Here is a 23180-nt window from a genome sequence, read left to right as displayed (position 1 = left end):
TAGCGCCGCCCCCGCACCCGTGACCTACTTGCTGTGCTGCTTCGGTGGCCGCGGGAGGAAATAGCTCGTTCGCTGCTGGTATTCGCGATACCCCGGTCGCTTCTCCATGCTGCGCTCGAGCAACCGTGCACCGGTGGCGAACACCAGGAAGTACGTCATCGCGATGGGCGAGAGAAGCGTGAACACCCCGGGCCACGCCGACGCCGAGACGAGGAACAGTCCCCACCAGACCGCCGAGTCGCCGAAGTAGTTGGGGTGCCGCGTCCAGGCCCACAGACCCCGGTCCATGATCCGGCCCTTGTTCGAGGAGTCGGCCTTGAAGGCTTTCAACTGCGCATCGCCCACTGCCTCGAACGTCCATCCGACAATCCAGACCAGTACTCCGAGCACGACGACCGGCAGAACGGATCCGTGCGCGACAGCGGATACCTGCAGCGGCAGGGACACGAACCACAATGCAACCGCCTGCGTCAGGTAGATCTTCCGCAGGGCGTACAGGGTTTCGTTACCGGGGGCCTTGGCGAGCATCTCGGTGTAGCGCGGATCTTCGCCGTGCCCGCGCGAGCGTCGAAAGACGTGCACGGCAAGGCGAAGCCCCCACACACCGACCAGGACGAGCAGTAGTAAGCGACGCCACAGTTCACCTGTTCCGGTCGCAGCCGAGATCAGGGCGATCAGAACGAATCCGCCGCCCCACGTCACGTCCACGACGTTGTGGCGTCCGATACGCGCGCCGATGAGGGCGGTGACGATCATCAGGACAGCGGTACCGCCGAGGCTCGCCAGCGATACGGTCAGGAAGTCGGACCAGTTCACCGCGGGCACACCCACACCGGTCGAACCGGTTCCATCTCGGACGGTCCGCTCCCGGACCGGACCGCCAGAATCTGATCGACGCCCATCCTGTTGTCCCGGAACGCCATTCCACCGCCGATCAGGTACAGCCGCCACACGCGAGCGACCTCCTCCCCGACCATCGCCACCACGTCGTCGAAGCGTGCCTCGAAGCGCTCGGTCCAGACGTCGACGGTCCGCACGTAATGCTCCCGGAGGGCGTGGACGTCGCGCACCTCCAGTCCGGCCTCCTCGATCATCGCGACGGTCCGCCCGACCGGGCGCATAAACATGTCCGGCGCGATGAACGATTCGATGAATGCTCCGCCGCCGGGGTTGTCGCCTTCCCTGCGCGACATCTGTTGGATCAGCACGCGGCCGCCGGGCTTGACGTTGGTATGCAGGGCTGCGGTGTAGGTCGGGTAATTGGCCTCCCCCACATGCTCACCCATCTCGATCGACGCCACCGCGTCGAAGGGCCCGTCCGGAATCTCTCGATAATCCTGGATTCGGATCTCGACGCGGTCCTGCAGTCCTCGGTCGGCGATGCGCTTGTCGATGAAGGCCTTCTGCTCGCGGGAGATCGTCACTCCGACGACCTTCGCTCCGTACTCCTGTGCCGCGTGCAGGCTCAGGGATCCCCAGCCGCAACCGACGTCGAGAAAGCGTTGCCCTACGCGCTTGTCGAGGCCGATCTTTCGACATACGAGGTCGAGTTTGTCGCGCTGAGCGTCGTCGAGGGTGTAATCCGGCGAATCGGAGGTCCAGTACGCCGACGAGTACGCCATGTGCGAATCGAGGACCAACTCGTAAAAGTCGTTCGACAGGTCGTAGTGGTGGCTGATCGCAGCGCGGTCGCGGAGCACCGAGTGCAGCCGCCCCTTCACCGAGGCCTGCGACACGGGCGGCGGCAGCGGACGGCCGAACACCCCGAGATCCTTGGCCAGTTTCGCCAACCGTAGTAGCGAGGCCGGCCCCGGACGGATCGCCGAGAGTCGACGCTCACGCACCACACCCCAGACGTGATCGAGAGCCGCGGCGAGGTCGCCGTCGACGTCCAACTCGCCGGTGACGTATGCCTGCGCAGCACCGAGTTCACCGGGGCTCCACAGCAATCGCCGAAGAGCGCTCGGACTGCGCAACAGCACCCTCGGTGCCGAGGCATCGCCTGCGACGGATCCGTCCCACGCCTGCAGCCGAACGGGTAGTGGACCACCCACCAGGGGTTCCACCAACTCGGCAATTCGATGCGCAACACCGACTCGTCGATCGGTCCGGTCCACGGAGAGTGTCGAGGTGGTCATCGGTTGTCCCTTCGGTCGAGCACGATCTGTTGAACATCGAGGTACCCGGATCGAAACCCGGCCTCCGAGTAGCACAGGTAGAAGTGCCACATCCGCGCGAACACCTCGTCGAAACCGAGCTGCTCTGCCTCGCTGCGGTATTCGCGGAAACGCCTGTCCCACAGCGCGAGGGTTCGCGCATAGTGATCACCCATGGACAGTCGCTCCCGTACCCGAAGCGAGGTGCTCTGCTCGGTGACCTCTTCGATGGCTCGCACCGACGGCAGGAACCCGCCGGGAAAGATGTACTTGTGTACCCAGGTGTACGTGTTTCGAGTAGCCAGCATTCGGTCGTGCGGCATCGTGATGGCCTGCAGGGCAACTCGCCCACCCGGCGCGAGCAACGAGTCGATCGTCTCGAAATACGTTGCCCAGTATTGATGCCCGACGGCCTCGATCATCTCGACCGACACGATCGCGTCGTACTCGCCGTCGACCAAGCGGTAGTCGAGAAGATCGATCCGGATTCTGTCCGCGTAACCGGCAGCGGCACAGCGCTTACGCGCCAGCTCCTGCTGTTCGGTCGACAGTGTCACCGACCGTACCGTCGCACCGCGAGCGGCCGCACGAATGGCCAGCTCGCCCCATCCGGTGCCGATCTCGAGCACTCTGGTTCCCTCTCCGACGCCTGCGCGGTCGAGTAGCCGATCGATCTTGCGGCGCTGAGCGTCGGCGAGCTCCGCACTGTCGTCTCCGCTCCCCGATTCGGAGAACAGCGCACTCGAGTAGGTCATCGTCTCGTCGAGGAAGAGCTCGAAGAGATCGTTCGACAAGTCGTAGTGGCGCGAGATGTTCGATCGCGTGTTCTTCGTCGTATTACGCTCGCTCCGTGGGGGTTTCGGGATGTACAGCCCTCGGAGTCGCTGCAGCGACTTGGGAATCAGCGACGCCATTCGCCGGGCGAAGACCTCGAGCACAGCAGTGAGGTCCTCGGCATCCCAGTCACCGGCCATGTATGCCTCACCGAATCCGATGAGTCCGCTGTCCCCGACCCGTGCGGCGAAGTCGTGTGGCCGATGGACGGTCATCAACGGTGCCTCGGCCGAACCGGCACCGATCACCTCGCCGTCGGGCATCGCGACCCGAACCTGCAGGCGTGCCACCGCACGGCGAAAGAGAAAGTCGGCCACGGGTGCGGCCACCGCAACCTTTGCACCACCGGGAACATGGGCGATCTGGGGCCAGACCTGCGGATCGACCAGCGGGCTCGGACCACCGACCGGGTTCGACACCGAATTGGATTTCGACACAGTAGTCATCTGTTGGCCCCTTGCTTCTGGGATTTTCGTGCCCCGGGAGGGGCAGGTTTCTGCACGATCTTCAGCCCCCGCGCCCAGAGCCGAATCCCTTGCCATCGGATCTGTACCACCACTCGTAGCGGCGCAATCGGGATCTCGACTGCAGTGCGAAGAATCGACTGCGTCGTCACTTCTCGTCGACGGCCGTCGACGGTCGCCACGAACGGGGGCTGACCGGCGCGTTCGAGGACGATCGAGAGCCGAAGCGCGGCGTCCGGCTCGGGTAGCAGCATGGAGTATTCGCCGTCGACGTCGTTGAACGGAGAGACGTAGAACTCCTTGGTCGTACGGGCCGCGCCGCGATGATCGGTGTGCACCAGGTACCGGTATCGCTCGCCGTAGGTGTTGTGCACCTCCGCGACGACGCAGCGGAGCTCTCCGTCGTTGTCGTGACACCAGTACACACTCAGTGGGTTGAAGGTGTGACCGAACACCCGTGCGCTCGCCAACATCGTGATCCGTCCGCCGCCGAGATCGATACCGTTCTCCGCCAGGAACGCATCGACGTTCTGGCGAAGAGTGGCGTCGGGGTCACCGAGGTGGTCACGGGAGTCGAACGAGGCCAGTGGTCGCAGTATCCGGGGCAACTCGGGAAGCGCGTCGAGGTCGACGAACCAGCTGTAGCTCCGGTACGAGAACGTGTTTCGAATCGGCGCGCGCCGAACGTGGTCGATTCGAGTGCGATACAGAGCCGCCCCGTGCGCGCGGGTGGCCGGCAGAAGGGACGTCAGAGCCACGTGGCACCCACCCGTTGCGCGGCCCGCGCACCCGAGAGCGCACCGTCCTCGTGAAATCCCCAGCCGTGGTAGGCACCGGCGAATGCCACGGTGTCGGTGTCCAATTCGGGAAGTCGACGCTGCGCTGCAACCGATTCCGGGGTGTACTGCGGGTGTTCGTAGGTCATCTCGTCCAGCACCCGACCCGGGTCGATACGATCCGCTCCACCGAGGGTGACCAGCATTCTGCGATCGGTCTCCCCCAGGCGTTGCAACCTGGTCAGGTCGTAGCTGACCAGCACCCGGTCGGGTTTGGCCGCGCACGACGGGAGGTGATAGTTCCACGACGCTCGCGCCCTCGTGTTCTTCGGCAGTACCGACGAATCTGTGTGCAGTTGCGTGTGATTGGTCGAGTACGGCATCGCTCCCAGGATGCTGTGCTCGAGCGCAGTCGGTTCTGCGAGCATCTTCAGCGCGGCACCGGGGTGCACCGCGATCACGGCAGCGTCGAACGTACGCAGGTCGTCGCGGGCGTCTCGGATCTGCACGCAGTCCTCGGACCTGTAGACCGCGTGCACGGGGGTATCGAGCAACACCTCGTCGATGTGCCGAGCAACCCGGCGAACGTATTCGATGGATCCACCGGTGACGGTGCGCCAGGTGGGAGAGCCGGTGACGGTGAGCATCCCGTGGTGCCGAAGGAAGGTGAACAGGTAGCGAGCCGGGTACGCGAGAGCAGTGTCCGGATTGCACGACCACACCGCGGACACCAGCGGCGTCATGAAGTGTGCTTCGAAGTACGCCGAGAACGAGTGCTCTGCGAGAAACTGCGCGAGAGTCGTCTCGGACTCCACCGGTTCGGAACTGTCCAGCAGTTCGTTGGCCAGGCGATGAAAACGCTTGACGTCGAGCAGCATCGAGACGAATCGCGGCTTGAACACCGCTGTGCGTTGCGCGAGGATTCCGCGCATGCCCTGGCCGCCCGAGTATTCGAGGCCGCACCCGTCGCACCGCACGGACATGCTCATGTCCGAATCCTGAGTAGGCACCTCGAGCTCGTCGAACAGTCGAAGCAGCGTCGGATACGTCCGGTCGTTGTGCACGATGAACCCGGTGTCGACGCCGACGCGGCCATCGGGTCCGTCCACGTAGTGGGTGTCCGCATGGCCGCCGAGACGGGAGTCCGCCTCGTACAACGTCACCGACGACGTCGACGAGAGCGCGTACGCCGCCGTCAGACCGGCAACACCGCTCCCCACCACCGCGACCCGGCGCCGCGTCACGATTGCCTGCCCATGCAGTCGGCCGGCGCATCGGCAGCGATACCGAGAACGAAGTCGCGCGTTGCCCTGGACCAGACCCGCGGATTGCGCAGCATGAAATGCCCACCCGGCACCGAGAGGTAGCGAGCGTCCACCCCGCGCGCCGCCGCACGTTCGGTCGCCCGGCGGGACGTTCGAGGATCGGTCCACCTGTCGGCAGTTCCGTGCATCACGAGCAGCTTCCTACCCGGTTCGAACGCATCGACCTCCGTGCCCTCCGGCCACCACGGAGCCAGGGCCACGACACCCACGATCTTCTGGGTCGTTCCTGCAGGCTCCACTCCTGGGCTGGAAGGATCGTCGACCAGTGCAGCGGCGGTGCGGCCACCCATCGAATGGCCGACGACCACCACGTGAACGTCCGGGTACTCGTCGTGAATTCGGTTCAGCGCCCATCGGGCATCCTCGACCGGAGACCGTTCGGGCGCGTTCCAGCCCCGGAACCGGTACTGCAACTGCTGCACCGATATGCCGCGTGTACGGCCGACGCGCCGAAGCATCCAGGTGAACGTCCACATGCGCAGACCGGCCAGGTGCCACGGCCGACTGCGGGCCCGACTCACGTCTTTCCCGCCGCCGAGGACCAGCACGACCAGTGACGGCGCGCGCACCGGTCTGCCGGTATGCAGAACTGGAGTGGGCTCGTTGCTCATGACCACTATTCGACACCGCGGTCGCTTCGGGTTGGATGAGTTCGACCGAGTCGATTGTGACCTGGCCGACAAAGAAGAAGACCGGACCGAGAGTGTCTCTCGGCCCGGTCTTCGTCGGTGGAGCTGCCGGGAATCGAACCCGGGTCCTCTGCTGCATTGCCAGGGCTTCTCCGTGTGCAGTCCGCTATGCCTCTACTTGGATCTCCCGATCTCGCGAACAAGTCAGGATGACGATCCCAGCCACTGTTTGATGTTCCTCATCATCCCGCGGCCGGATGAATCGGTGAGCCCTCTAGCTGATGCCAGTACCCGGGCCGAGGGCAAGCCCGGACTGACAGACACGCAGTCGCTACTTAGGCAGCGAGTGCGTAGTCGCGCTGATTGGAATCGGCGCTTATAAGGTTGCGATGACGCTTACGGTGGTCTCTCGCCTGCACCGACACGCTTCCCCTGACTCAACATACAAAGTCGAAACCGTTCAGCCCCGTATGTTCCCGAACACCGTGTCCGGGCTGTTCAGTGTAACGCCTCCCCCGGACACATTCATTCCATTAACGGCCGACTCGGCGATCCGCAGAATTCGAGGCAGCGTCGGCGTCGACTCGTTGCACCACCGTGCGCAGCATCCGACGGGCCATCACCAGGCGTACGGGCAGCGAGGCGTACCAGACCGCTCGGCCGGCCAGTCCACGAGGGAAGAACACCAACCGCTGCTCGATCGTCGGCTGCTTCGCAGTTCCCCCGACCGTCAGGTCCAGCCAGGCCTCGCCGGGAAGTCGTGTGGAGGACTTGAGCCGCGTGGTGTGCTCGGTGCCCGACGCGGATGCGTCGGGTCCGGTGACGTCGCGATGCCAGCCGGTGAGAACGTCGGCGTCGGCCAATCGTTCGAGTGCGGGCCTGATCGCGGTCGACTGCGCTGCACTGCGGGCGACCCGGGTGTCGGTGTAGACGACCTCGCCTGCCCAGGTCGGATCCGAAGGCAACGGATCCGACGGTGCCGCGGTACCGGTGGCATCTGTCCACCGAGTCTCCACCTCGCCGTCGTCGATCTTGCGCAGCGCCAATCTCACGGAATCGCGGTAGCCGGTCAGGCCGTCCTCCGGGCGCGGGACGACGGCATCGATGTCCATCTCGTGACCGATGGCGTCGTATTGCAGTGATTCGATGAGCGGCATCGCCAGCCCGCGCGGAATGGGAGTCACCAGCCCGATCCAGTGACCGGCCAGTCGCGGAGTCAACACCGGGAGCACGATGATCCGACGCTGCCGCAGACCCGCGACGTCGGCATAGATGTTCATCATCTCGCCGTACTGCATGACATCGGGACCGCCGATGTCGAATGTCCTGGATTCGGTGATGGGCGCACTCGCGGCCCCGATCAGGTAGTGCAACACGTCCCGCACAGCGATGGGCTGGATGCGATTGTGTACCCACCGCGGTGTGGTCATCACCGGAAGCCGATTGGTGAGGTGCCGGATCATCTCGAACGACGCCGAGCCGGATCCGATCACAACACCGGCCTGCAGAACGATCGTCGGGACTCCCGAGTCGATCAGAATGCGTCCCACCTCGGCACGCGACTTCAGGTGCGGCGAGAGTTCACCGGTCGGCGGATGCAACCCGCCGAGGTAGACGATGCGCCCCACACCGCATTCCGCCGCCACGGCCGCGACGTTCTCGGCGCTGTCGCGTTCGGTGTCGGCGAAATCCGAGTGCCCTGCGGTGCCCATCGAGTGCACCAGGTAATACATGACGTCGACTCCGCTGAGCGCTTCCTTCAACGATTCCCGATCGCTCAGATCGCCTTGCACGATCTCGACATCGGTCGCCCACGGCACGGAGTCGAGCTTGGCGGGCGTGCGTGCCAGCACGCGGACCGTGTACCCCTCGTCGAGCAGTCGCGGGGCCAGCCGACCGCCCAGATATCCCGTGGCACCGGTGACGAGGACGCGCGGCGACTTCTCGGGCGCGGCGGTGTCGGAGGCAGAGTCGAAAGCTGTCATAACCGGAGTCATTACCCCCGGGCGGTGCGGTTCAACCAGAGAGCGCGATCATCGCGATCGCACCGAGCGCCAACGCCATTCCGATCTTCTGCAACATTCCCACTCGCTCGCCGAGCATCACCATCGCCAGCAGTACCGTCGCCGCCGGATACAGCGACGCGATGACACTGACCAAGGAGAGCAGACCACCCTGATAGGCGTAGATCATCGCAGCGTTGGCGACGACGTCGAGCACGCTGACGAAGGCCGCGAGTTTGAGCACGCTGCCGTGCGGCGGTGCGAAGTGACCGGAAGCGAGGGCCACGATCCAGACCACCGCGGTCGCGGACGCGCGCGATGCCGCCAGCGGCCACAGCCCGCTGCCGTCGCCGATCCGGTGCAGAAAGATGAACGCGAAAGCGAACGTCACCCCCGAACCGACCGTCAACCAGGCGACCGTTCGGGTGAACTTCATCTCGCGTCCGCCGGCCACCTCGCCGGTCACCTCGTCCGGGGATTCTCTGCTCACCAGCACCACGGCCACCAGTGCTACGGCGATACCGACGAACGCGATGATTCCCGGACGCTCACCCATGGACAGCCCCACCAGGACCGGGATCCCGGCGACCAGGACGGCGGTGACCGGTGAGACCACGGCCATCGGCCCGGCAGCGAGGGCCAGGTAGAACCACCACACCGCAACGCCACCGGCGACACCCGATGCCAGCCCCCAGAGCATCGCCGGGAGCTCGATCGTGCCGCCGACGAACGGTGCGACGAGCAGCACGATCAACAGCGACAGGGGGTACGACACGATGACCACCCGGAGGGCGGCGACTCGGCGGGATGCGACTCCGCCGACGAAATCGCTCACTCCGTAGCCGACGGCGGCTACCAGGGCGAGCAGTACAGCGGTCAGCGCATTCCCTTCACGCGACGACCGAGCTCGCGAGTGACCTCGCGTTCGGCGGTGCGCTTGGCCAGCGACTGTCTCTTGTCGTAGTCCTGCTTGCCCTTGGCCAGTGCCAGCTCGACCTTGACCTTGCCGTCGGAGAAATACATCGACAACGGCACCAGCGTCAGGTTTCCCTCTTTGACCTTGCTTGCCAGGCGATCGATCTCGCGGCGATGAAGGAGCAGTTTGCGGTTTCGCCGCGGCGCGTGGTTGGTCCAGCTCCCGAGCGTGTATTCGGCGATGTGCAGCCCGCGCAGCCAGATTTCACCGTCGTCGACGGTCGCGAAGGCGTCGACCAGTGAGGCCTTACCGTCGCGCAGACTCTTGACCTCGGTACCGACGAGGGCGACTCCGGCCTCGAGGACGTCGAGTATGGAGTAGTTGTGCCGCGCCTTGCGATTGGTCGCGATGGCCTTGCGGCCCTTCTCTCTCACTGCAGGGCCCTTTCTCGAGCATGCGCCGCGTGGATCGGTTCCACGGGCAACCGCTCCAGCATAGAACCGAACGGCAACCGAATTTATTCGCGCACGTACAACCGCAGCGTGATGTACGCCGTCACCGCAGCCATTCCCACTCCCACCAGCGCGAGGAACGGCGAGACGAGCAGAACGTCACTGTTCGATATTCGGGCCAGAATGTTGGCCTGATACACATCCGACAGAACGTCGTCGATGAACATGTTCTTCGCGGTGAACAGGCCGGCGATCGCGAGCGCCGAGCCGATCAACGCCGCCACCACCGCCTCCAGGAGGAAGGGCAACTGCGTGTACCACCGAGTGGCACCGACCAACCGCATGATGCCCACCTCGGTTCGCCTGGTGAACGCAGCGATCTGAACCATGTTGGCGATCAACAGGATTGCCGCGATCGCCTGCACCGTGGCGATGGCGAAAGCCGCGTTGCGCACGCCGTTGAGCACACTGAACAGACGCTCGACGAGATCGCGCTGATTGAGAACGCTCTGCACGCCCGGTCGATTCTCGAAGTTGTCGTTGATGACCCCGAACCGTTCGGGATCGCTCAGACGCACCTTGAACGACGCGGGAAAGCTGTCGGCACTGACCAGTTCGGCCAACTCCGGCTGATCCTTGAACACGCGTTCGGTGGCGTCCTTCACCGCATCCTCACGATTGAGGTACTGCACCGAGACCACCGACGGAGTGTTCTCGAGATCCGATCGCAGGGTGGCACAGGTCTCCTGCGCACAATCGGCGTCGCTCGCCGAGATGTCGTCGGTGAGGAAGATCTGCACCTCCACCCGATCGAGGAAGATCTGCTGAGTCTTCCCCGCCATCTGGACCACGAGCAGGCCACCGCCGAACAGGCCGAGAGAAATTGCGGTCGTCAAGATCATGGCGATCGTCATGGTGATGTTGCGGCGAAGTCCGGTGAGGACCTCGCTGAAGATGAAACTTGCGCGCATCGCGGAATCCGAGCCCTTCGATTCGTTCGGTCGTGACGTCTGTGCGGTCCTGAGTCGGCGGCGGCGTCAGCGACCGACGCCGTAGACCCCGCGGGCCTCGTCACGAACGACTCGTCCGTTGTCGAGTTCGACGACGCGTCGGCGCATCGAGTCGACGATGTGGTTGTCGTGGGTGGCCATCAGCACCGTGGTTCCGGTGCGGTTGATGCGCTCGAGCAGCAGCATGATGTCCTGGCTGGTGTCCGGATCGAGGTTTCCGGTCGGCTCGTCCGCGAGCAGCACGAGTGGACGATTGACGAACGCGCGAGCGATCGCCACCCGCTGCTGTTCTCCACCGGACAACTCGTTGGGCAGACGATCCGACTTACCGCCGAGTCCCACCAGGTCGAGAACTTCGGGAACGGTGCGCTTGATCATCGAGCGCGGCTTGCCGATCACTTCGAGAGCGAACGCCACGTTCTCCACCACCGTCTTCTGCTGCAACAGGCGGAAGTCCTGGAACACGCAGCCCATGCTCTGCCGCAGCCGGGGGACGCGTCGGGCCGCCAGTCGGTTGACGTGGAAATCGGCGACGTGGATGTCGCCGGAGGTGGGCGTCTCCTCCTTGAGGAGCAGCCGCATGAACGTCGATTTGCCCGAACCGGACGGACCGATCAGGAACACGAACTCACCCTTGTCGATGGAGACCGTCACCTTGTCCAGGGCAGGCCTGGTGGAGGTCTTGTAAGACTTGGAGACATTCGAGGTGCTGATCACGGGTCGCCAGTGTAGTCCTTACCGTCCGGTAACCGCCGGAACCGAGGGAGCACCGCGGCGAGTCCCGAGAGACGGTAAAGGATGCCTCAGCGAGACGACGTCGGCGCAGGCTGGCTGGGTATCAGCGACTGAATCACCGGTGGCAGCGGGACACCGAACGGCGCGGTGGTCGTCGACGGCAGGGTCGTCGTGGTCGCCGGCTGCCCTGATTCGTCGACGCTTCCCGATCCGTCGGGATCGGTGGTGGCGGTCGGGGTGGGTGTGACGGTGGTACTCGAATAGGTCGGTTCCACGGCTTGCGGCTGGGTGTAGGGGGTGAGTTCGCCCGGGTCCACGGCAACCGGGCCCTGGATACGTTCGCTGTCCCTCTCGGCGATCTCTGCACTGACCTGGCCGTACCACAGACCGGTGAGCACGAAACAGATCCCGAACGCGACTGTGGACGTGCGGACGCGGCCGTTGATCTTGGCCGGAATGCGCCACTGTCGCCAGTTCCGCTGCGGCCGTTCGGCTCCGGTATCGGGCGTATTCATCGATCCTCCGTCCGATCTAATCCCGACGCTTCCGGCGCGACCCCGGCCGTACTGACGTCGGGAGCAACGCTGATGCCCTCGGGTCGCAGCGCGGCGGCCACTCGGACTCGAAGTTCTCGTCCTACCTGGAACTGCTTACCCGGCAATGTTCGCGCAACGAGGCGAACGTTGACCTGTCCCACCTCGATGCTCTCCACACCCATCACGGTCGGTTCGTCGAGCAACAGCGGACGCAACCGAGCGTCTGCGAACGCGTCGCGGCCGACCGATCGGAGCAGCGCGTTCACCTGGGTGAGATCGGCGGTGCTCGGCACGGGAACGTCGACGACGGCGCGCGCCCAATCCTTCGACAGGTTGATCGCCTTGACGATCTGCCCGTTCGGCACGGTGATGACCTCACCGTCGACGCTGCGGACCCGGGTGACGCGCAGTGTCACGTCCTCGACCGTGCCCTCGGCGTCCTCGGCAGAACCGTTGACGGCGATCTGCACGACGTCACCGAATCCGTACTGACGTTCGGTGATGATGAAGAACCCGGCCAGAATGTCCTGGACCACGCGCTGAGCACCGAAGCCGAGCGCTGCGCCGATGACCGTCGCGGGTGCCACGAGCCCGCCGACGCCGAATCCGAAGCGACGCAGCACTTCGATGGTGACGAGGATGTAGATGAGGGTGACCACGACCCAGGTGATGACCTGGGCCAGCGCGTGCCGATGCTTGGCGGCCTCGGACCGCACGAGCGCATCGCTGTGCTGGTAGTTCTGATCGATTCGGGCAGTGATGCGGGACCCGGTCCAGGTGACGAACCGCGCAGCCAGCATTCCGCCCAGGATGTACAGCACGATCCCGAGGGCGTTCAGCTTCAGGTCGAGCGTCGGGTTCAGCCAGCTGGTCATCGGAACGACGGAGCGGATCCTGCGCGATGACCGGTCATCTACTGCTCCCCTCGCATTCGCCAACGAATTCCCGATTCCAGGAATCCGTCTATGTCCCCGTCGAGAACTGTAGACGGATTGTTGACTTCGTACTCGGTACGCAGATCCTTGACCATCTGGTACGGGTGCAGAACGTACGAGCGCATCTGGTTACCCCAGGAGCTACCGCCGTCACCCTTGAGCGCATCCATCTCGGCACGCTCTTCCTTGCGCTTGACCTCGAGCAGCTTGGCCTGCAGCACCCGCATGGCCGAGACCTTGTTCTGCAGCTGGGACTTCTCGTTCTGGCAGGTCACCACGATCCCCGTCGGGATGTGCGTCAACCGAACGGCGGAGTCGGTGGTGTTGACCGACTGCCCACCCGGACCGGACGAGCGGTACACGTCCACGCGAATGTCGTTCTCCGGGATCTCGATGTGGTCTGTGGTCTCGACGACCGGAAGCACCTCCACCTCCGCGAACGAGGTCTGGCGACGACCCTGGTTGTCGAACGGGCTGATCCGCACCAGCCGATGCGTCCCCTGTTCCACCGACAACGTGCCGTACGTGTACGGAGCCTTGACCGCGAACGTCGCGCTCTTGATACCGGCCTCTTCGGCGTAGGACGTGTCGTAGACCTCGACGCCGTAGCCGTGCTTCTCGGCCCAGCGGATGTACATACGCATGAGCATCTCGGCCCAGTCGGCCGCGTCGATTCCGCCTGCACCGGAACGGATGTTGACCAGTGCGTCGCGTGCGTCGTACTCACCGGAGAGCAGGGTCCGCACTTCCATGGCTGCGATGTCCTCCCGGAGCGCGGCGCGTTCGGCGTCGGCATCGGCGGTGGCGGATTCGGCTGCCTCGCCTTCTTCACCCTCGGCGAGCTCGTACAGAACCGGCATGTCCTCGAGGCGCTGCCTGAGTTCTTCGACGCGGCGAAGCTCGGCCTGCGCATGGGACAGCTGGCTGGTCACCTGCTGCGCGTGTTCCTGGTCGTTCCACAGGTCCGGCGACGCCGCCTGATGCTCGAGTTCGTCGATGCGTCGCCGCAGTTCCTCGACGTCGAGCACCGACTCGACGGTGGACAGAGTGGTGTCGAGCTCGGCCAGGTCTGCAGAAACGTCGGGATGCACGAGAGTCAAGGTTACCGGCACGCGAACCCGAACCCGACCGCCCCCGATTCCCCCGGCCCCCACGAGCCGAACGGACACCGACGTCGAGGGTTCGAACCGCGCAGATTTCAACTCTCGTCAGGCCATCGGTGGACTGCTAGCTTTCGGCTCATCGACATATTCGCATCTCGACATGCCTGCCACCGCCCGGTGCCGGCCACACCCGCAGTACACAGGAGCGTCGCATGACCGTCACCGACCAGTACCTCGAGAACAACAAGGCGTACGCCGCGACGTTCGACGGTCCCCTGCCGTTGCCGCCGTCGAAGCACGTGGCAGTGGTGGCGTGCATGGACGCCCGACTCGACGTCTACCGCATCCTCGGTCTCCACGACGGCGAAGCACACGTGATCCGCAATGCGGGCGGTGTCATCACCGACGACGAGATTCGCTCACTGGCCATCAGTCAGCGTCTACTCGGCACGAAAGAGATCATCCTGATCCATCACACCGACTGCGGCATGCTCACCTTCACCGACGACGAGTTCAAGAAAGACCTACAGGACGAGACGGGCATCAAGCCACACTGGGCTGCCGAGTCGTTCACCGACTTGGACCGCGATGTTCGCCAGTCGCTCGCCCGCATCGAGCAGAGCCCGTTCGTCACGAAGCACGAATCCGTTCGAGGCTTCGTCTTCGACGTCGCAACCGGAAAGCTGAACGAAGTCACCGAATAGGCCCGACCACCCATGTCGCCGCGTACGAGCAGCCCGTGCGCGGCGATAGTCTTCTCCCGTGACCGATTACTCCTCCGATCTTGCTCTCGCCCTCACTCTCGCCGACGAGGCGGACGCCATCACACGCCGACGATTTCTCGCCATGGACCTGTCGGTCGATTCCAAGCCGGATCTCACCCCGGTGTCCGACGCGGATCTGGCCGTCGAGACAGCAATCCGCAACTCGCTGGGTGCGCAGCGCCCCACCGACGCATTGCTGGGCGAGGAGTTCGGCGGTACTGCGACATTCAGCGGCCGCCAGTGGGTGGTGGATCCCATCGACGGCACCAAGAACTTCGTCCGCGGCGTGCCCGTCTGGGCGACCCTCATCGCCCTGCTCGACGACGGCGTACCGCGGGTAGGAGTCGTCAGCGCACCTGCCCTGAACCGACGCTGGTGGGCCGCACTCGATCAGGGGGCCTGGACGGCATCGGACGGCGGTACCCCGCGCCGGATCGAGGTCTCGAAGGTCGATTCGTTGGCGTCGTCGAGTCTGAGCTTCTCCAGCCTGTCCGGCTGGGCGGATCTGGGTACCAGGGATCGGTTCCTCGATCTGACCGACGCCGTGTGGCGGGTGCGCGGCTACGGCGACTTCTTCTCGTACTGCCTGGTCGCCGAGGGGGCAGTCGACATCGCCGCCGAACCCGAGGTCTCACTGTGGGACCTGGCCGCGCTCGATGTCCTGGTGCGCGAGGCAGGCGGCGAGTTCACCGCGCTCGACGGCACCGCGGGCCCACACGGTGGCAGTGCCGTGGCCACCAACGGCCTACTGCAGCACGCGGTCCTCGAGCACCTGTCCCCTCGGGCCTGACACTCGCCTAGAGAACTGCAGCCACAACCAGCGCGATCAGCGGTGTGATGCCCTGAACGAACGCCGCTCGAAAGTACTTCGCGCCACCGGTCGCGAGCACGAGTGCCGCGCCGACGATACTCGCGCAGGCGAAGTACACGACGGCGTCGCCCGCGGAGCCGCCCACGACGAGGCCGACCACGATGCCGATGGCCAGGAACAGGTTGTAGAAGCCCTGGTTGAAGGCCATCGGTTTGACGACGTCGGCGTCGTGCTGACTGGCGACGCCGAAACGCGACCATACTGCGGGCCTGGACCAGGCCACGCTCTCCATGACGAAGATGACGACGTGGAGGGCCGCGGCGAGGCCGGCGAAAACCTGGGCGATCGGATGCACCGGATCAGCGTGCCACATCCAGCCCGGCCTGGCGTGATGCACTCGGCAACGACTCGGCTCGGTGCGTGAACTTACTCGATAGTAGACAGCTATCTTACTCGGGAGTAAGATCTGTGGAGTCCGTGACCGACGCCGAGGAACTGGTGATCATGAGCAAGCAAGACAGTGTGGTCGACGCGAAGGCCCCCAAGGTGCCCCGCGATACTTCTGCGGTTGGCCTCAACCCGTTCAAGAGGGATGCGATCGGAACCGCGATGCGCGTTCTGACCGCCATCACCGGATCCGAACTGGCGGAGAAGTACAACCTTCGTCAGACGATCGACCGGGTGACGTACGAGAGCACCAAGACCGGGTTCAAGACTCTCGGCGCGGCAAATCGCACGTTCGCCAAGGTCACCGGTGGCGGTAAGCCCAAGCGTCTCGACGACGGTGCCGCCAAGAACCTGAGCTACTTCGACCTGACGCCCGACGACGAGCAGCGCATGATCGTCGAGACGGTCAAGGAGTTCGCCGAGGAAATCCTCCGGCCTGCCGCATTCGATGCAGACCACAACGCGTCCTCGCCCGAGGACCTCGTGCGTCGCTCCGCCGAACTCGGCATCACCCTCATCAACGTTCCCGAGGAGCTCGACGGCGCTGCCACCGAGCGCGGGGCCGTCACCAACTCGCTCGTCGCCGAGGCGCTGGCGCACGGCGACATGGGCCTGGCCCTGCCCATCCTCGCCCCCTCCGGCGTTGCCGTCGCGCTGACCCAATGGGGAACGGACGCACAGCAGAAGACCTACCTGCCCGCGTTCGTGGGCGAGAAGGTTCCGAACGCTGCGGTGGTCGTCAACGAGCCCCGCGCGCTCTTCGATCCGTATGCGTTGCAGACCAAGGCCGTTCGCTCCCCCAGCGGCTACAAGCTCAACGGCGTCAAGAGCCTGGTGCCTGCTGCAGGCAGCTCCGAGCTGTTCGTCATCGCCGCAGAACTCGAAGGCCGCCCGGCATTCTTCATCGTCGAGTCCGACTCGAAGGGTCTCGTCGTCGAGGCCGATCCGAGCATGGGACTGCGTGCTGCCGGACTCGGTCGCCTGATCCTGACCGACGTCGCAGTTCCCGAGTCGGCATTGCTCGGTGACGGTGACGCGGACCAGCGGGCCGCCGAATACAGCGCTGCCATCGGTCTCGCACGACTGGGCTGGGCGTCGCTGGCCGTCGGTACGAGCCAGGCCGTGCTGGACTACGTCGTCCCCTACGTGAACGAGCGTGTGGCCTTCGGCGAGCCGATCAGCAACCGCCAGGCCGTGGCCTTCATGGTCGCCAACATCGCCATCGAGCTCGACGGCATGCGGTTGGTGACGCTGCGCGGCGCTTCGCGGGCCGAGCAGGGACTGTCGTTCGCCCGCGAATCGGCGCTCGCGCGTCGACTCGCCTCCGAGAAGGGCATGCAGATCGGTTCCGATGGCGTTCAGTTGCTCGGCGGTCACGGCTTCACCAAGGAGCACCCGGTGGAGCGGTGGTACCGCGATCTGCGATCCGTCGGCGTCGCCGAAGGCATCGTTCTCATCTAGCCGTCCGCCCCCGAATTCCATGGCACTCACCCAAGGACACACACCATGATCAATCTTGAACTTCCCAAGAAGCTTCGGGCGCAGGCGAATCAGGCTCACCAGGTCGCTGCCGAGATCTTCCGCCCGATTTCCCGCAAGTACGACCTCGCCGAGCACGAGTACCCGGTCGAGCTCGACACCATGGCGTCGATGGTCGAAGGCATGTCCGACGCCGGTGGCGAAATCGGCGGAGCCGCCGGTGGCCGCGAGAAGGACAGCGAGTCGGCCAAGCCCAGCAAGACCGCGAACGCCAACGGCGGCAACATGTCTGCCCTGGTGAACGTGATCGAGACCTGCTGGGGCGACGTCGGCCTGACGCTGTCGATCCCCTACCAGGGCCTGGGTAACTCGGCCATCGCAGCGGTGTCCACCGACGAGCAGCTCGAGCGCTTCGGCAAGGTGTGGGCCTCGATGGCCATCACCGAGCCCAGCTTCGGCTCGGACTCCGCAGCGGTGACCACCACCGCCGTCCTCGACGGTGACGAGTGGGTACTCAACGGCGAGAAGATCTACGTCACCGCCGGTGAGCGTTCCACCCACATCGTCGTATGGGCGACGGTCGACAAGTCGCTCGGCCGCGCGGCCATCAAGTCGTTCGTCGTTCCGCGTGACGCACCGGGCCTGTCGGTTGCACGTCTCGAGCACAAGTTGGGCATCAAGGCGTCCGACACCGCTGCGCTGCTGCTCGAGGATTGCCGCATCCCGAAGGACAATTTGCTCGGCACCGCCGAGGTGAACGTCGAAAAGGGCTTCGCAGGCGTCATGCAGACCTTCGACAACACCCGCCCCCTGGTGGCCGGTATGGCCATCGGTGTGGCGCGGGCGGCACTCGAAGAGCTGCGATCGATCCTGGTCGATGCCGGAGTCGACATCTCGTACGAGACACCCGCCTACAACCAGCACGCGGCGGCCGCAGAGTTCCTCCGCCTCGAAGCGGACTGGGAAGCAGCACATCTGCTCGCACTGCGGGCAGCGTGGATGGCCGACAACAAGGAGCCCAACTCGCTGCAGGCATCGATGTCGAAGGCCAAGGCGGGCCGCTCGGCAGTCGACATCACCCTCAAGGCAGTGGAACTCGCCGGTACCTACGGCTACTCCGAGCGCCCGCTGCTCGAGAAGTGGAGCCGCGACTCCAAGATTCTCGACATCTTCGAGGGAACTCAGCAGATCCAACAGCTGATCGTTGCTCGTCGAGTACTCGGGAAGTCGTCCGCAGAACTGAAGTGATACCTGGCTCGTCGTCGAGCCGAGATGTCGCCGCGAAACGGCATCGGACCCCGCGTCCGATGCCGTTTTTCGTGCGTCGGAAAGAAAAATTCCGGGACGGTGTCGATATCGTGGTCTGCCGGACGTCGTCATCGTGAACGGCGACTCGCGCCGCGACAACGAGGTACCGAACCCAGGAGCGCACCATGAAGTACATCCTCTTGATCAACGCCGACACCACGCCCGGAGCAGCACCGGGCTGCAGCAGTGTCGAGGACTGGATGACCTACGAGAAAGAGATGAAGGAAGCCGGCGTCTTCGTCTCCGGGTACGCCATGGCCGATCTGACGACCGCCACCGCGGTGCGCGTCGACCCGCGCACCGAGGAACGGACCGTCACCGACGGCCCGTACGCCGAGTCGCACGAGGTTCTCGGCGGCTACGACGTGATCGACGTCCCCGACCTGGACGCGGCACTCGAGTGGGCGGCCCGATGCCCGGGCTCCAAGGACGGCGGCGCGGTGATCGTGCGGCCCCTTGCAGAATTCTGACCGGCGCAGTCCCGCCATGCAGGATTCCTCGGTGAACGAGTCGGGGGTTCATCGAGCGCTCGAATCGGTCTTCCGAGCCGAGCGCTCGATTCTGCTCGCCTCGTTGGTACAGCGGTACCGCGACCTCGACCTCGCCGAGGAAGTGACCTCGGACGCCATCGAGTCGGCCCTCAAACACTGGCCGGTCGATGGCGTCCCGTCACGGCCGGGGGCGTGGCTACTCACCACTGCCCGCCGGAAGGCGGTCGATCGGCTGCGCCGCGATCAGAGCCTGGCCGCCAAGGTCGGAGTGTTGCAGGCGGATACGGATCGCAGCGAACCGAGCAGCCCGAATTCGCTCGACGATGCTCTGCCCGACGACCGGCTGCAGTTGTTCTTCACGTGTGCACACCCGGCGCTTGCGGCCGGTGACCGACTCGCGTTGACGCTTCGATGCCTGGCCGGTCTCGGTACCGGCGAGGTGGCCCGTGCGCTGCTCATCCCTCCGGCCACGGCGGCGCAGCGAATTGTGCGGGCCAAGAACAAGATTCGGGCCGCACGGATTCCGTTTCGCCTCCCGGGCCCGGACGAGCTGGCAGGCAGGGTGCCGATGGTGCTCGAGGTGGTCTATTCGATCTTCACCGAGGGCTATTCGGCGACCTCGGGTGAGAGTGTCGGGCGAGTCGATCTCGTCTCGGAAGCCATCGGTATGGGACGACTTCTCCACACCGCACTGCCGACCGAGCCCGAGGTGGCAGGCCTGCTGGCGTTGATGCTGCTCATCGACGCCAGACGCGACGCTCGCACCGACTCGGATGGTGACATCGTGCTGTTGGCAGATCAGGACCGTGGACTCTGGAACGCCGAGATCATCGCCGAAGGGACGGAACTCGTGGTCGAGGCCCTCAGCGGCGGCCGGGGCGGTCCGTACGCCGTGCAGGCGGCCATCGCTGCGCTGCATGCAGAATCACCCGACACCGACAACACGGACTGGCCCCAGATCGTTGCGCTGTACGACGTGCTCATGACACGGACACCGAATGCGATTGTCGCGATGAACAGGGCTGTCGCACTGGCGATGCGCGACGGTCCCGAGCCCGGTCTGCGCGAGCTCGACCGGCTTGCCGACGAGGCGTCGTTGCGCCGATATCATCCGTATCCCATGGCGAGAGCCGATCTGCTGCAACGACTCGACAGGTTCGAGGAGGCGGCGGTGCAGTATCGCCGTGCGTTGGATTTCGCCCGAACCGCACCGGAGAAACGCCTGCTCCGACGTCGGCTCACGGAAGTGAGCACCTGCCGCGGTCAGGCCGACAGAACCGCGCCCACCTGATCTGCCGTCAACGCACGGTCCGCGTACACCACGCGAATTGCGTCGACATCCGGATTGCCGACGTCGGGTCCGCGGGTGATCAACTCCAGGCCTGCGCGTTCGGCCACCCGCGCCGACGCGACATTGTGTTCGAGCAGGTATGCCACGATCGGCAGTTCGGGCTCGGTTCGGTGCGCGCACTCGACTGCGATCTCACACATCTCCGCGGCATACCCGTTGCCCTGCGCGTCGGGATGGAGGCGATAGCCGAGATTCCAGAAGGCGTTGCGGCGCTTCGAACATCCGCCGTAGCCACTGAGCGTGTGGCTGCCGCGCTCACGAATCATCCAGGTGGACAATCCATCCCGCCGCCACTGCTCCGACCAGCCCTGCACCATTCGTTCGGTCACGCCGGGATCGGTGTGCCGCAGGCTCGGAAAGTGGGTCCACGACTGCGGGTCGCTGCAGATCGCGTACAACTCATCGAGATCGGCGACGGCCGGCTCGTCGAGGTCGAGACGCGAGGTTCGTATTCGCACACGCCGGATCCTACGGGGAGGAAATCTGGTAGACCGGTGGTACGGAATCGAGTGAAGGGTGTGACCGTCATGGCCGAGTGGGTCAAGAAGATCGAAGAGAACGCGAAGGGTCTCATCGCCGAGGCCGAACAGGAGTTGACGGCACTCGAGGGCGTGGACACGGTCGACCTCACCGCCGACGCCTCCGAGGACGGCGAGGATTCCGACACGGTCACCAGTGACGATGCCCGCGAGCAGGTTTCGGACTGAACCGACGGTACCCAGTCGTCACGGCCGGACCACGACGACACACGATCGGTCGGTGGACGTCGATCGGAATCATCTGTCGCACACCAGGTTTCGCCTCGGCGACTACGCACCCGACGCGGGATGTCCACCGTCGCGGCACTGTCCGAAATGCTCGAACACACCGACCGGTAGCCGGGATCAGTCGAACACGGACCAACAGATGCTGTTTCTTCTCTTCTGGTCTTCCAACACCAGCCGGCGCACGCTTTTCGGAAGCCGGTCACGCTGCCACTCGAGCTCTTTCCTGCCTGCACTCGTCTCTCGGCCTGCAGGTGCAGCCGCCCGCGCTGCCTTGATGGCGTAGGCGGCTGCTCCGAGGTCGTGTTCGGGTACGTGAGCCACGCAGGCTGCCTGGCCCGCGGCGTACGCGGCGAAGCGAGAGCAACCGACGAGCGGCCGTGCTGCTCCCATGGCGTGGCCACCGAGGGCGCGGGTGGCCATCATCGCGAGTTCGCCGCGCACCCACGCACGGGTGGCCTCGATCGCCTCGCGTGGTCGCGGGTCGACGGGTCGGACCGTCTCGAACAAGTGGAGGACATGTTCCGCACACTCGGCCGCCCAGAGCGCGAGGCTCCGATGGTCGTCTTCGGACAGAAGTCCGCCGCGCTGCACGGTGATGAGGCGAGGGTCTCGGACGGCGGGAAGAATCACACGAGTCGTCCTTTCGACGGTATCGCGTTCGCCCTCGGGCCGAACGGGCCGTTTCTGCACATACGAGAATACGAAAAAGACCCAGGACATAGGTCCTGGGTCTTCGTCAGTGGTAGCGGGGACAGGATTTGAACCTGCGACCTCTGGGTTATGAGCCCAGCGAGCTACCGAGCTGCTCCACCCCGCGTTGCAACTACGAAGTTACTACCGTGCGTACGGCCAATGCAAATCACGTGACTTCCGAGCGCTGTCACCCGCTCGACGAAGTGCACCGCGGCAGGTTGTGGCTCGCGCTTATCACGGTTCAGGCGGCTCGAAATAGTGCTCCGCGTCTCTTTTCGTGCGTGTTTCGAGTCACATAACGGTCGGGTTACGAAGTAGAAACATTAGCGCCACGACCGGGCCTGAGCTGGCGAAATACCCCCTCGAGTCCCAGTATGTGGACATCGGCTGTCCCATTCCTGCTCAGTGACGGTGAGCAGATCCTCGACTACCTTCACGGGCGGCCCTAAACCGCTGGGCCTGCACCACCCCGCCGCTTCCTTCGCTCTGCCCCGCGGGTGTGGTCCCCAATACGTACGGGGGCAGAGCCGCGACGATACGAAGTGCCTGGTCACGAACGCCGTACATCCCGGCGAGGTGATTGCAGGCCAGTCGCGCCAGTCGAGCGCGGAGAGGATTCACCCCGCATGACCACACAGAACAATTTCGGCAAGCGCGCTCTCGGATTGGTCGCCATCGCAGGTGCCGCCGTAGCGATCCCCCTCGGCGTTTCAGCCGGAACCGCCAACGCAGCCTCGAACAACTGGGACGCAGTCGCACAGTGCGAGAGCGGTGGCAACTGGAGCATCAACACCGGAAACGGCTACTACGGTGGCCTGCAGTTCTCGCAGAGCACCTGGACGGCCAACGGCGGAACCGGATCGCCGGCCAACGCATCCAAGGCCGAGCAGATCCGCGTCGCGGAGAACACCCTGCAGAGTCAGGGACCGGGCGCATGGCCCGTGTGCGGTCAGCAGCTGACCAAGGGTGCCTCCACTCCCGAGCCCGAGGCAGCTCCCGCACCGGCTCCGCAGCCAGCTCCCGCACCGGCACCGGCACCGGTCGTGGCCCCCGAGGCCGCAGCAGCCACGCAGGCTGCACAGGGCGTGTTCGACGCGGCGTCCAAGCTCGCCGACCAGTACGGCCTGAGCACTCAGTTCCAGCACCTCGTTGCAGCGAACGCCCCGGTGCTCGCGCCCATCGGACGCTGATCACC

Annotated in this window: 25 protein-coding genes, 1 tRNA gene and 1 other RNA gene; 8 read left to right on the top strand and 19 right to left on the bottom strand. The window is 65.0% G+C overall.

Going from position 1 to position 23180, the window contains the following annotated elements; genetic code table 11:
• Positions 1-24 precede the first annotated feature (24 nt).
• From CH274_RS06210 to prfB, 15 genes are all read right to left on the bottom strand, one after another.
• Positions 25-825, bottom strand: a complete 801-nt coding sequence (locus tag CH274_RS06210) for a DUF1295 domain-containing protein (protein WP_094657233.1) — start codon at positions 823-825, stop codon at positions 25-27.
• Complete coding sequence (locus tag CH274_RS06205) at positions 813-2138, bottom strand: SAM-dependent methyltransferase (protein ID WP_094656976.1); 1326 nt, start codon at positions 2136-2138, stop codon at positions 813-815. The genes CH274_RS06210 and CH274_RS06205 overlap by 13 nt, the downstream gene beginning before the upstream one ends.
• On the bottom strand, positions 2135-3436 hold the full coding sequence (locus CH274_RS06200) for an SAM-dependent methyltransferase (RefSeq protein ID WP_094656975.1): 1302 nt from the start codon (positions 3434-3436) through the stop codon (positions 2135-2137). Before CH274_RS06200 ends, CH274_RS06205 begins: the two co-directional genes overlap by 4 nt.
• On the bottom strand, positions 3433-4212 hold the full coding sequence (locus CH274_RS06195) for a DUF1365 domain-containing protein (RefSeq protein WP_094648130.1): 780 nt from the start codon (positions 4210-4212) through the stop codon (positions 3433-3435). The genes CH274_RS06200 and CH274_RS06195 overlap by 4 nt, the downstream gene beginning before the upstream one ends.
• On the bottom strand, positions 4203-5492 hold the full coding sequence (locus tag CH274_RS06190) for an NAD(P)/FAD-dependent oxidoreductase (RefSeq protein WP_373453539.1): 1290 nt from the start codon (positions 5490-5492) through the stop codon (positions 4203-4205). The genes CH274_RS06195 and CH274_RS06190 overlap by 10 nt, the downstream gene beginning before the upstream one ends.
• Positions 5471-6166, bottom strand: a complete 696-nt coding sequence (locus CH274_RS06185; protein ID WP_256993489.1) for an alpha/beta hydrolase family protein — start codon at positions 6164-6166, stop codon at positions 5471-5473. The genes CH274_RS06190 and CH274_RS06185 overlap by 22 nt, the downstream gene beginning before the upstream one ends.
• A gap of 115 nt (positions 6167-6281) precedes the next feature.
• Positions 6282-6652, bottom strand: a transfer-messenger RNA (tmRNA) gene (gene ssrA, locus CH274_RS06180).
• Positions 6653-6717: 65 nt separating this feature from the next.
• A complete protein-coding gene (locus tag CH274_RS06175; RefSeq protein ID WP_254924073.1) occupies positions 6718-8169 on the bottom strand; it encodes an SDR family NAD(P)-dependent oxidoreductase in 1452 nt (483 codons plus the stop codon).
• A gap of 31 nt (positions 8170-8200) precedes the next feature.
• Positions 8201-9055, bottom strand: a complete 855-nt coding sequence (locus tag CH274_RS06170; RefSeq protein WP_094629867.1) for a DMT family transporter — start codon at positions 9053-9055, stop codon at positions 8201-8203.
• 8 nt (positions 9056-9063) lie between these two features.
• Positions 9064-9537: an SsrA-binding protein SmpB gene (smpB, locus tag CH274_RS06165; protein WP_032397704.1), complete on the bottom strand. Its 474-nt coding sequence runs from the start codon at positions 9535-9537 to the stop codon at positions 9064-9066.
• 83 nt (positions 9538-9620) lie between these two features.
• A complete protein-coding gene (gene ftsX, locus CH274_RS06160) occupies positions 9621-10526 on the bottom strand; it encodes a permease-like cell division protein FtsX (RefSeq protein WP_094629868.1) in 906 nt (301 codons plus the stop codon).
• Positions 10527-10592: 66 nt separating this feature from the next.
• Complete coding sequence (gene ftsE / locus CH274_RS06155) at positions 10593-11282, bottom strand: cell division ATP-binding protein FtsE (RefSeq protein ID WP_027496574.1); 690 nt, start codon at positions 11280-11282, stop codon at positions 10593-10595.
• A gap of 86 nt (positions 11283-11368) precedes the next feature.
• Positions 11369-11815, bottom strand: a complete 447-nt coding sequence (locus CH274_RS06150; protein ID WP_094656973.1) for a hypothetical protein — start codon at positions 11813-11815, stop codon at positions 11369-11371.
• Entirely contained in the window at positions 11812-12711 is a 900-nt protein-coding gene (locus CH274_RS06145; RefSeq protein WP_094656972.1) for a mechanosensitive ion channel family protein, read from the bottom strand. The genes CH274_RS06150 and CH274_RS06145 overlap by 4 nt, the downstream gene beginning before the upstream one ends.
• 38 nt (positions 12712-12749) lie before the next feature.
• Positions 12750-13862 carry a peptide chain release factor 2 gene (prfB, locus tag CH274_RS06140; RefSeq protein WP_032398321.1) on the bottom strand — a complete coding sequence of 371 codons (1113 nt, stop codon included), beginning with the start codon at positions 13860-13862 and terminating at the stop codon, positions 12750-12752.
• 224 nt (positions 13863-14086) lie between these two features.
• Here prfB and CH274_RS06135 point away from each other — a divergent pair, with 224 nt between their 5' ends.
• Positions 14087-14578, top strand: coding sequence for a beta-class carbonic anhydrase (locus CH274_RS06135; protein WP_094629871.1), 492 nt, complete (start codon positions 14087-14089; stop codon positions 14576-14578).
• 58 nt (positions 14579-14636) lie between these two features.
• Positions 14637-15428, top strand: coding sequence for a histidinol-phosphatase (hisN, locus tag CH274_RS06130; protein WP_094629872.1), 792 nt, complete (start codon positions 14637-14639; stop codon positions 15426-15428).
• A 7-nt stretch (positions 15429-15435) separates the two neighbouring features.
• Here hisN and CH274_RS06125 read toward each other — a convergent pair whose 3' ends face one another.
• Entirely contained in the window at positions 15436-15804 is a 369-nt protein-coding gene (locus tag CH274_RS06125; RefSeq protein ID WP_094648191.1) for a DUF1304 domain-containing protein, read from the bottom strand.
• Between the two features lie 143 nt (positions 15805-15947).
• On the opposite strand from CH274_RS06125, the gene CH274_RS06120 reads away from it, so the two are divergent.
• From CH274_RS06120 to CH274_RS06105, 4 genes are all read left to right on the top strand, one after another.
• Positions 15948-17357, top strand: coding sequence for an acyl-CoA dehydrogenase family protein (locus tag CH274_RS06120; RefSeq protein ID WP_094629880.1), 1410 nt, complete (start codon positions 15948-15950; stop codon positions 17355-17357).
• A gap of 45 nt (positions 17358-17402) precedes the next feature.
• Positions 17403-18623, top strand: a complete 1221-nt coding sequence (locus tag CH274_RS06115) for an acyl-CoA dehydrogenase family protein (RefSeq protein WP_032397698.1) — start codon at positions 17403-17405, stop codon at positions 18621-18623.
• A gap of 185 nt (positions 18624-18808) precedes the next feature.
• Positions 18809-19153: a YciI family protein gene (locus tag CH274_RS06110; protein WP_045195714.1), complete on the top strand. Its 345-nt coding sequence runs from the start codon at positions 18809-18811 to the stop codon at positions 19151-19153.
• A 16-nt stretch (positions 19154-19169) separates the two neighbouring features.
• Entirely contained in the window at positions 19170-20465 is a 1296-nt protein-coding gene (locus tag CH274_RS06105; RefSeq protein ID WP_094656971.1) for an RNA polymerase sigma factor, read from the top strand.
• Here CH274_RS06105 and CH274_RS06100 read toward each other — a convergent pair.
• The gene (locus CH274_RS06100) at positions 20438-20983 is read right to left on the bottom strand and encodes a GNAT family N-acetyltransferase (protein ID WP_094648135.1); all 546 of its coding nucleotides are present in this window, start codon (positions 20981-20983) and stop codon (positions 20438-20440) included. The genes CH274_RS06105 and CH274_RS06100 overlap by 28 nt on opposite strands.
• A 51-nt stretch (positions 20984-21034) precedes the next feature.
• Here CH274_RS06100 and CH274_RS06095 point away from each other — a divergent pair, with 51 nt between their 5' ends.
• Positions 21035-21232, top strand: a complete 198-nt coding sequence (locus tag CH274_RS06095) for a hypothetical protein (protein WP_235387136.1) — start codon at positions 21035-21037, stop codon at positions 21230-21232.
• Between the two features lie 177 nt (positions 21233-21409).
• Here CH274_RS06095 and CH274_RS06090 read toward each other — a convergent pair whose 3' ends face one another.
• Positions 21410-21922 carry a putative immunity protein gene (locus CH274_RS06090; protein WP_094648136.1) on the bottom strand — a complete coding sequence of 171 codons (513 nt, stop codon included), beginning with the start codon at positions 21920-21922 and terminating at the stop codon, positions 21410-21412.
• 110 nt (positions 21923-22032) lie between these two features.
• Positions 22033-22109 (bottom strand) — tRNA-Met (locus tag CH274_RS06085).
• A 502-nt stretch (positions 22110-22611) separates the two neighbouring features.
• On the opposite strand from CH274_RS06085, the gene CH274_RS06080 reads away from it, so the two are divergent.
• Positions 22612-23175: a transglycosylase family protein gene (locus CH274_RS06080; protein ID WP_032397693.1), complete on the top strand. Its 564-nt coding sequence runs from the start codon at positions 22612-22614 to the stop codon at positions 23173-23175.
• Positions 23176-23180: the final 5 nt, after the last annotated feature.

Source organism: Rhodococcus sp. 06-418-5 (genome assembly GCF_002258285.1).
GTDB lineage: Bacteria > Actinomycetota > Actinomycetes > Mycobacteriales > Mycobacteriaceae > Rhodococcoides.
The sequence above is the reverse complement of the archived record's forward strand: the minus strand, read 5'-3'. Positions and strand labels throughout refer to the sequence as shown.

Bases quoted from the DNA above. Each gene is read 5' to 3' on its own strand.
- CH274_RS06150 (WP_094656973.1), bottom strand. From the start codon at position 11,815: ATGAATACGCCCGATACCGGAGCCGAACGGCCGCAGCGGAACTGGCGA.
- CH274_RS06080 (WP_032397693.1), top strand. From the start codon at position 22,612: ATGACCACACAGAACAATTTCGGCAAGCGCGCTCTCGGATTGGTCGCC.
- CH274_RS06110 (WP_045195714.1), top strand. From the start codon at position 18,809: ATGAAGTACATCCTCTTGATCAACGCCGACACCACGCCCGGAGCAGCA.
- CH274_RS06175 (WP_254924073.1), bottom strand. From the start codon at position 8,169: ATGACAGCTTTCGACTCTGCCTCCGACACCGCCGCGCCCGAGAAGTCG.
- CH274_RS06105 (WP_094656971.1), top strand. From the start codon at position 19,170: ATGCAGGATTCCTCGGTGAACGAGTCGGGGGTTCATCGAGCGCTCGAA.
- ftsX (WP_094629868.1), bottom strand. From the start codon at position 10,526: ATGCGCGCAAGTTTCATCTTCAGCGAGGTCCTCACCGGACTTCGCCGC.
- CH274_RS06205 (WP_094656976.1), bottom strand. From the start codon at position 2,138: ATGACCACCTCGACACTCTCCGTGGACCGGACCGATCGACGAGTCGGT.
- CH274_RS06115 (WP_032397698.1), top strand. From the start codon at position 17,403: ATGATCAATCTTGAACTTCCCAAGAAGCTTCGGGCGCAGGCGAATCAG.
- CH274_RS06135 (WP_094629871.1), top strand. From the start codon at position 14,087: ATGACCGTCACCGACCAGTACCTCGAGAACAACAAGGCGTACGCCGCG.
- CH274_RS06145 (WP_094656972.1), bottom strand. From the start codon at position 12,711: ATGACCAGCTGGCTGAACCCGACGCTCGACCTGAAGCTGAACGCCCTC.
- CH274_RS06200 (WP_094656975.1), bottom strand. From the start codon at position 3,436: ATGACTACTGTGTCGAAATCCAATTCGGTGTCGAACCCGGTCGGTGGT.
- CH274_RS06185 (WP_256993489.1), bottom strand. From the start codon at position 6,166: ATGAGCAACGAGCCCACTCCAGTTCTGCATACCGGCAGACCGGTGCGC.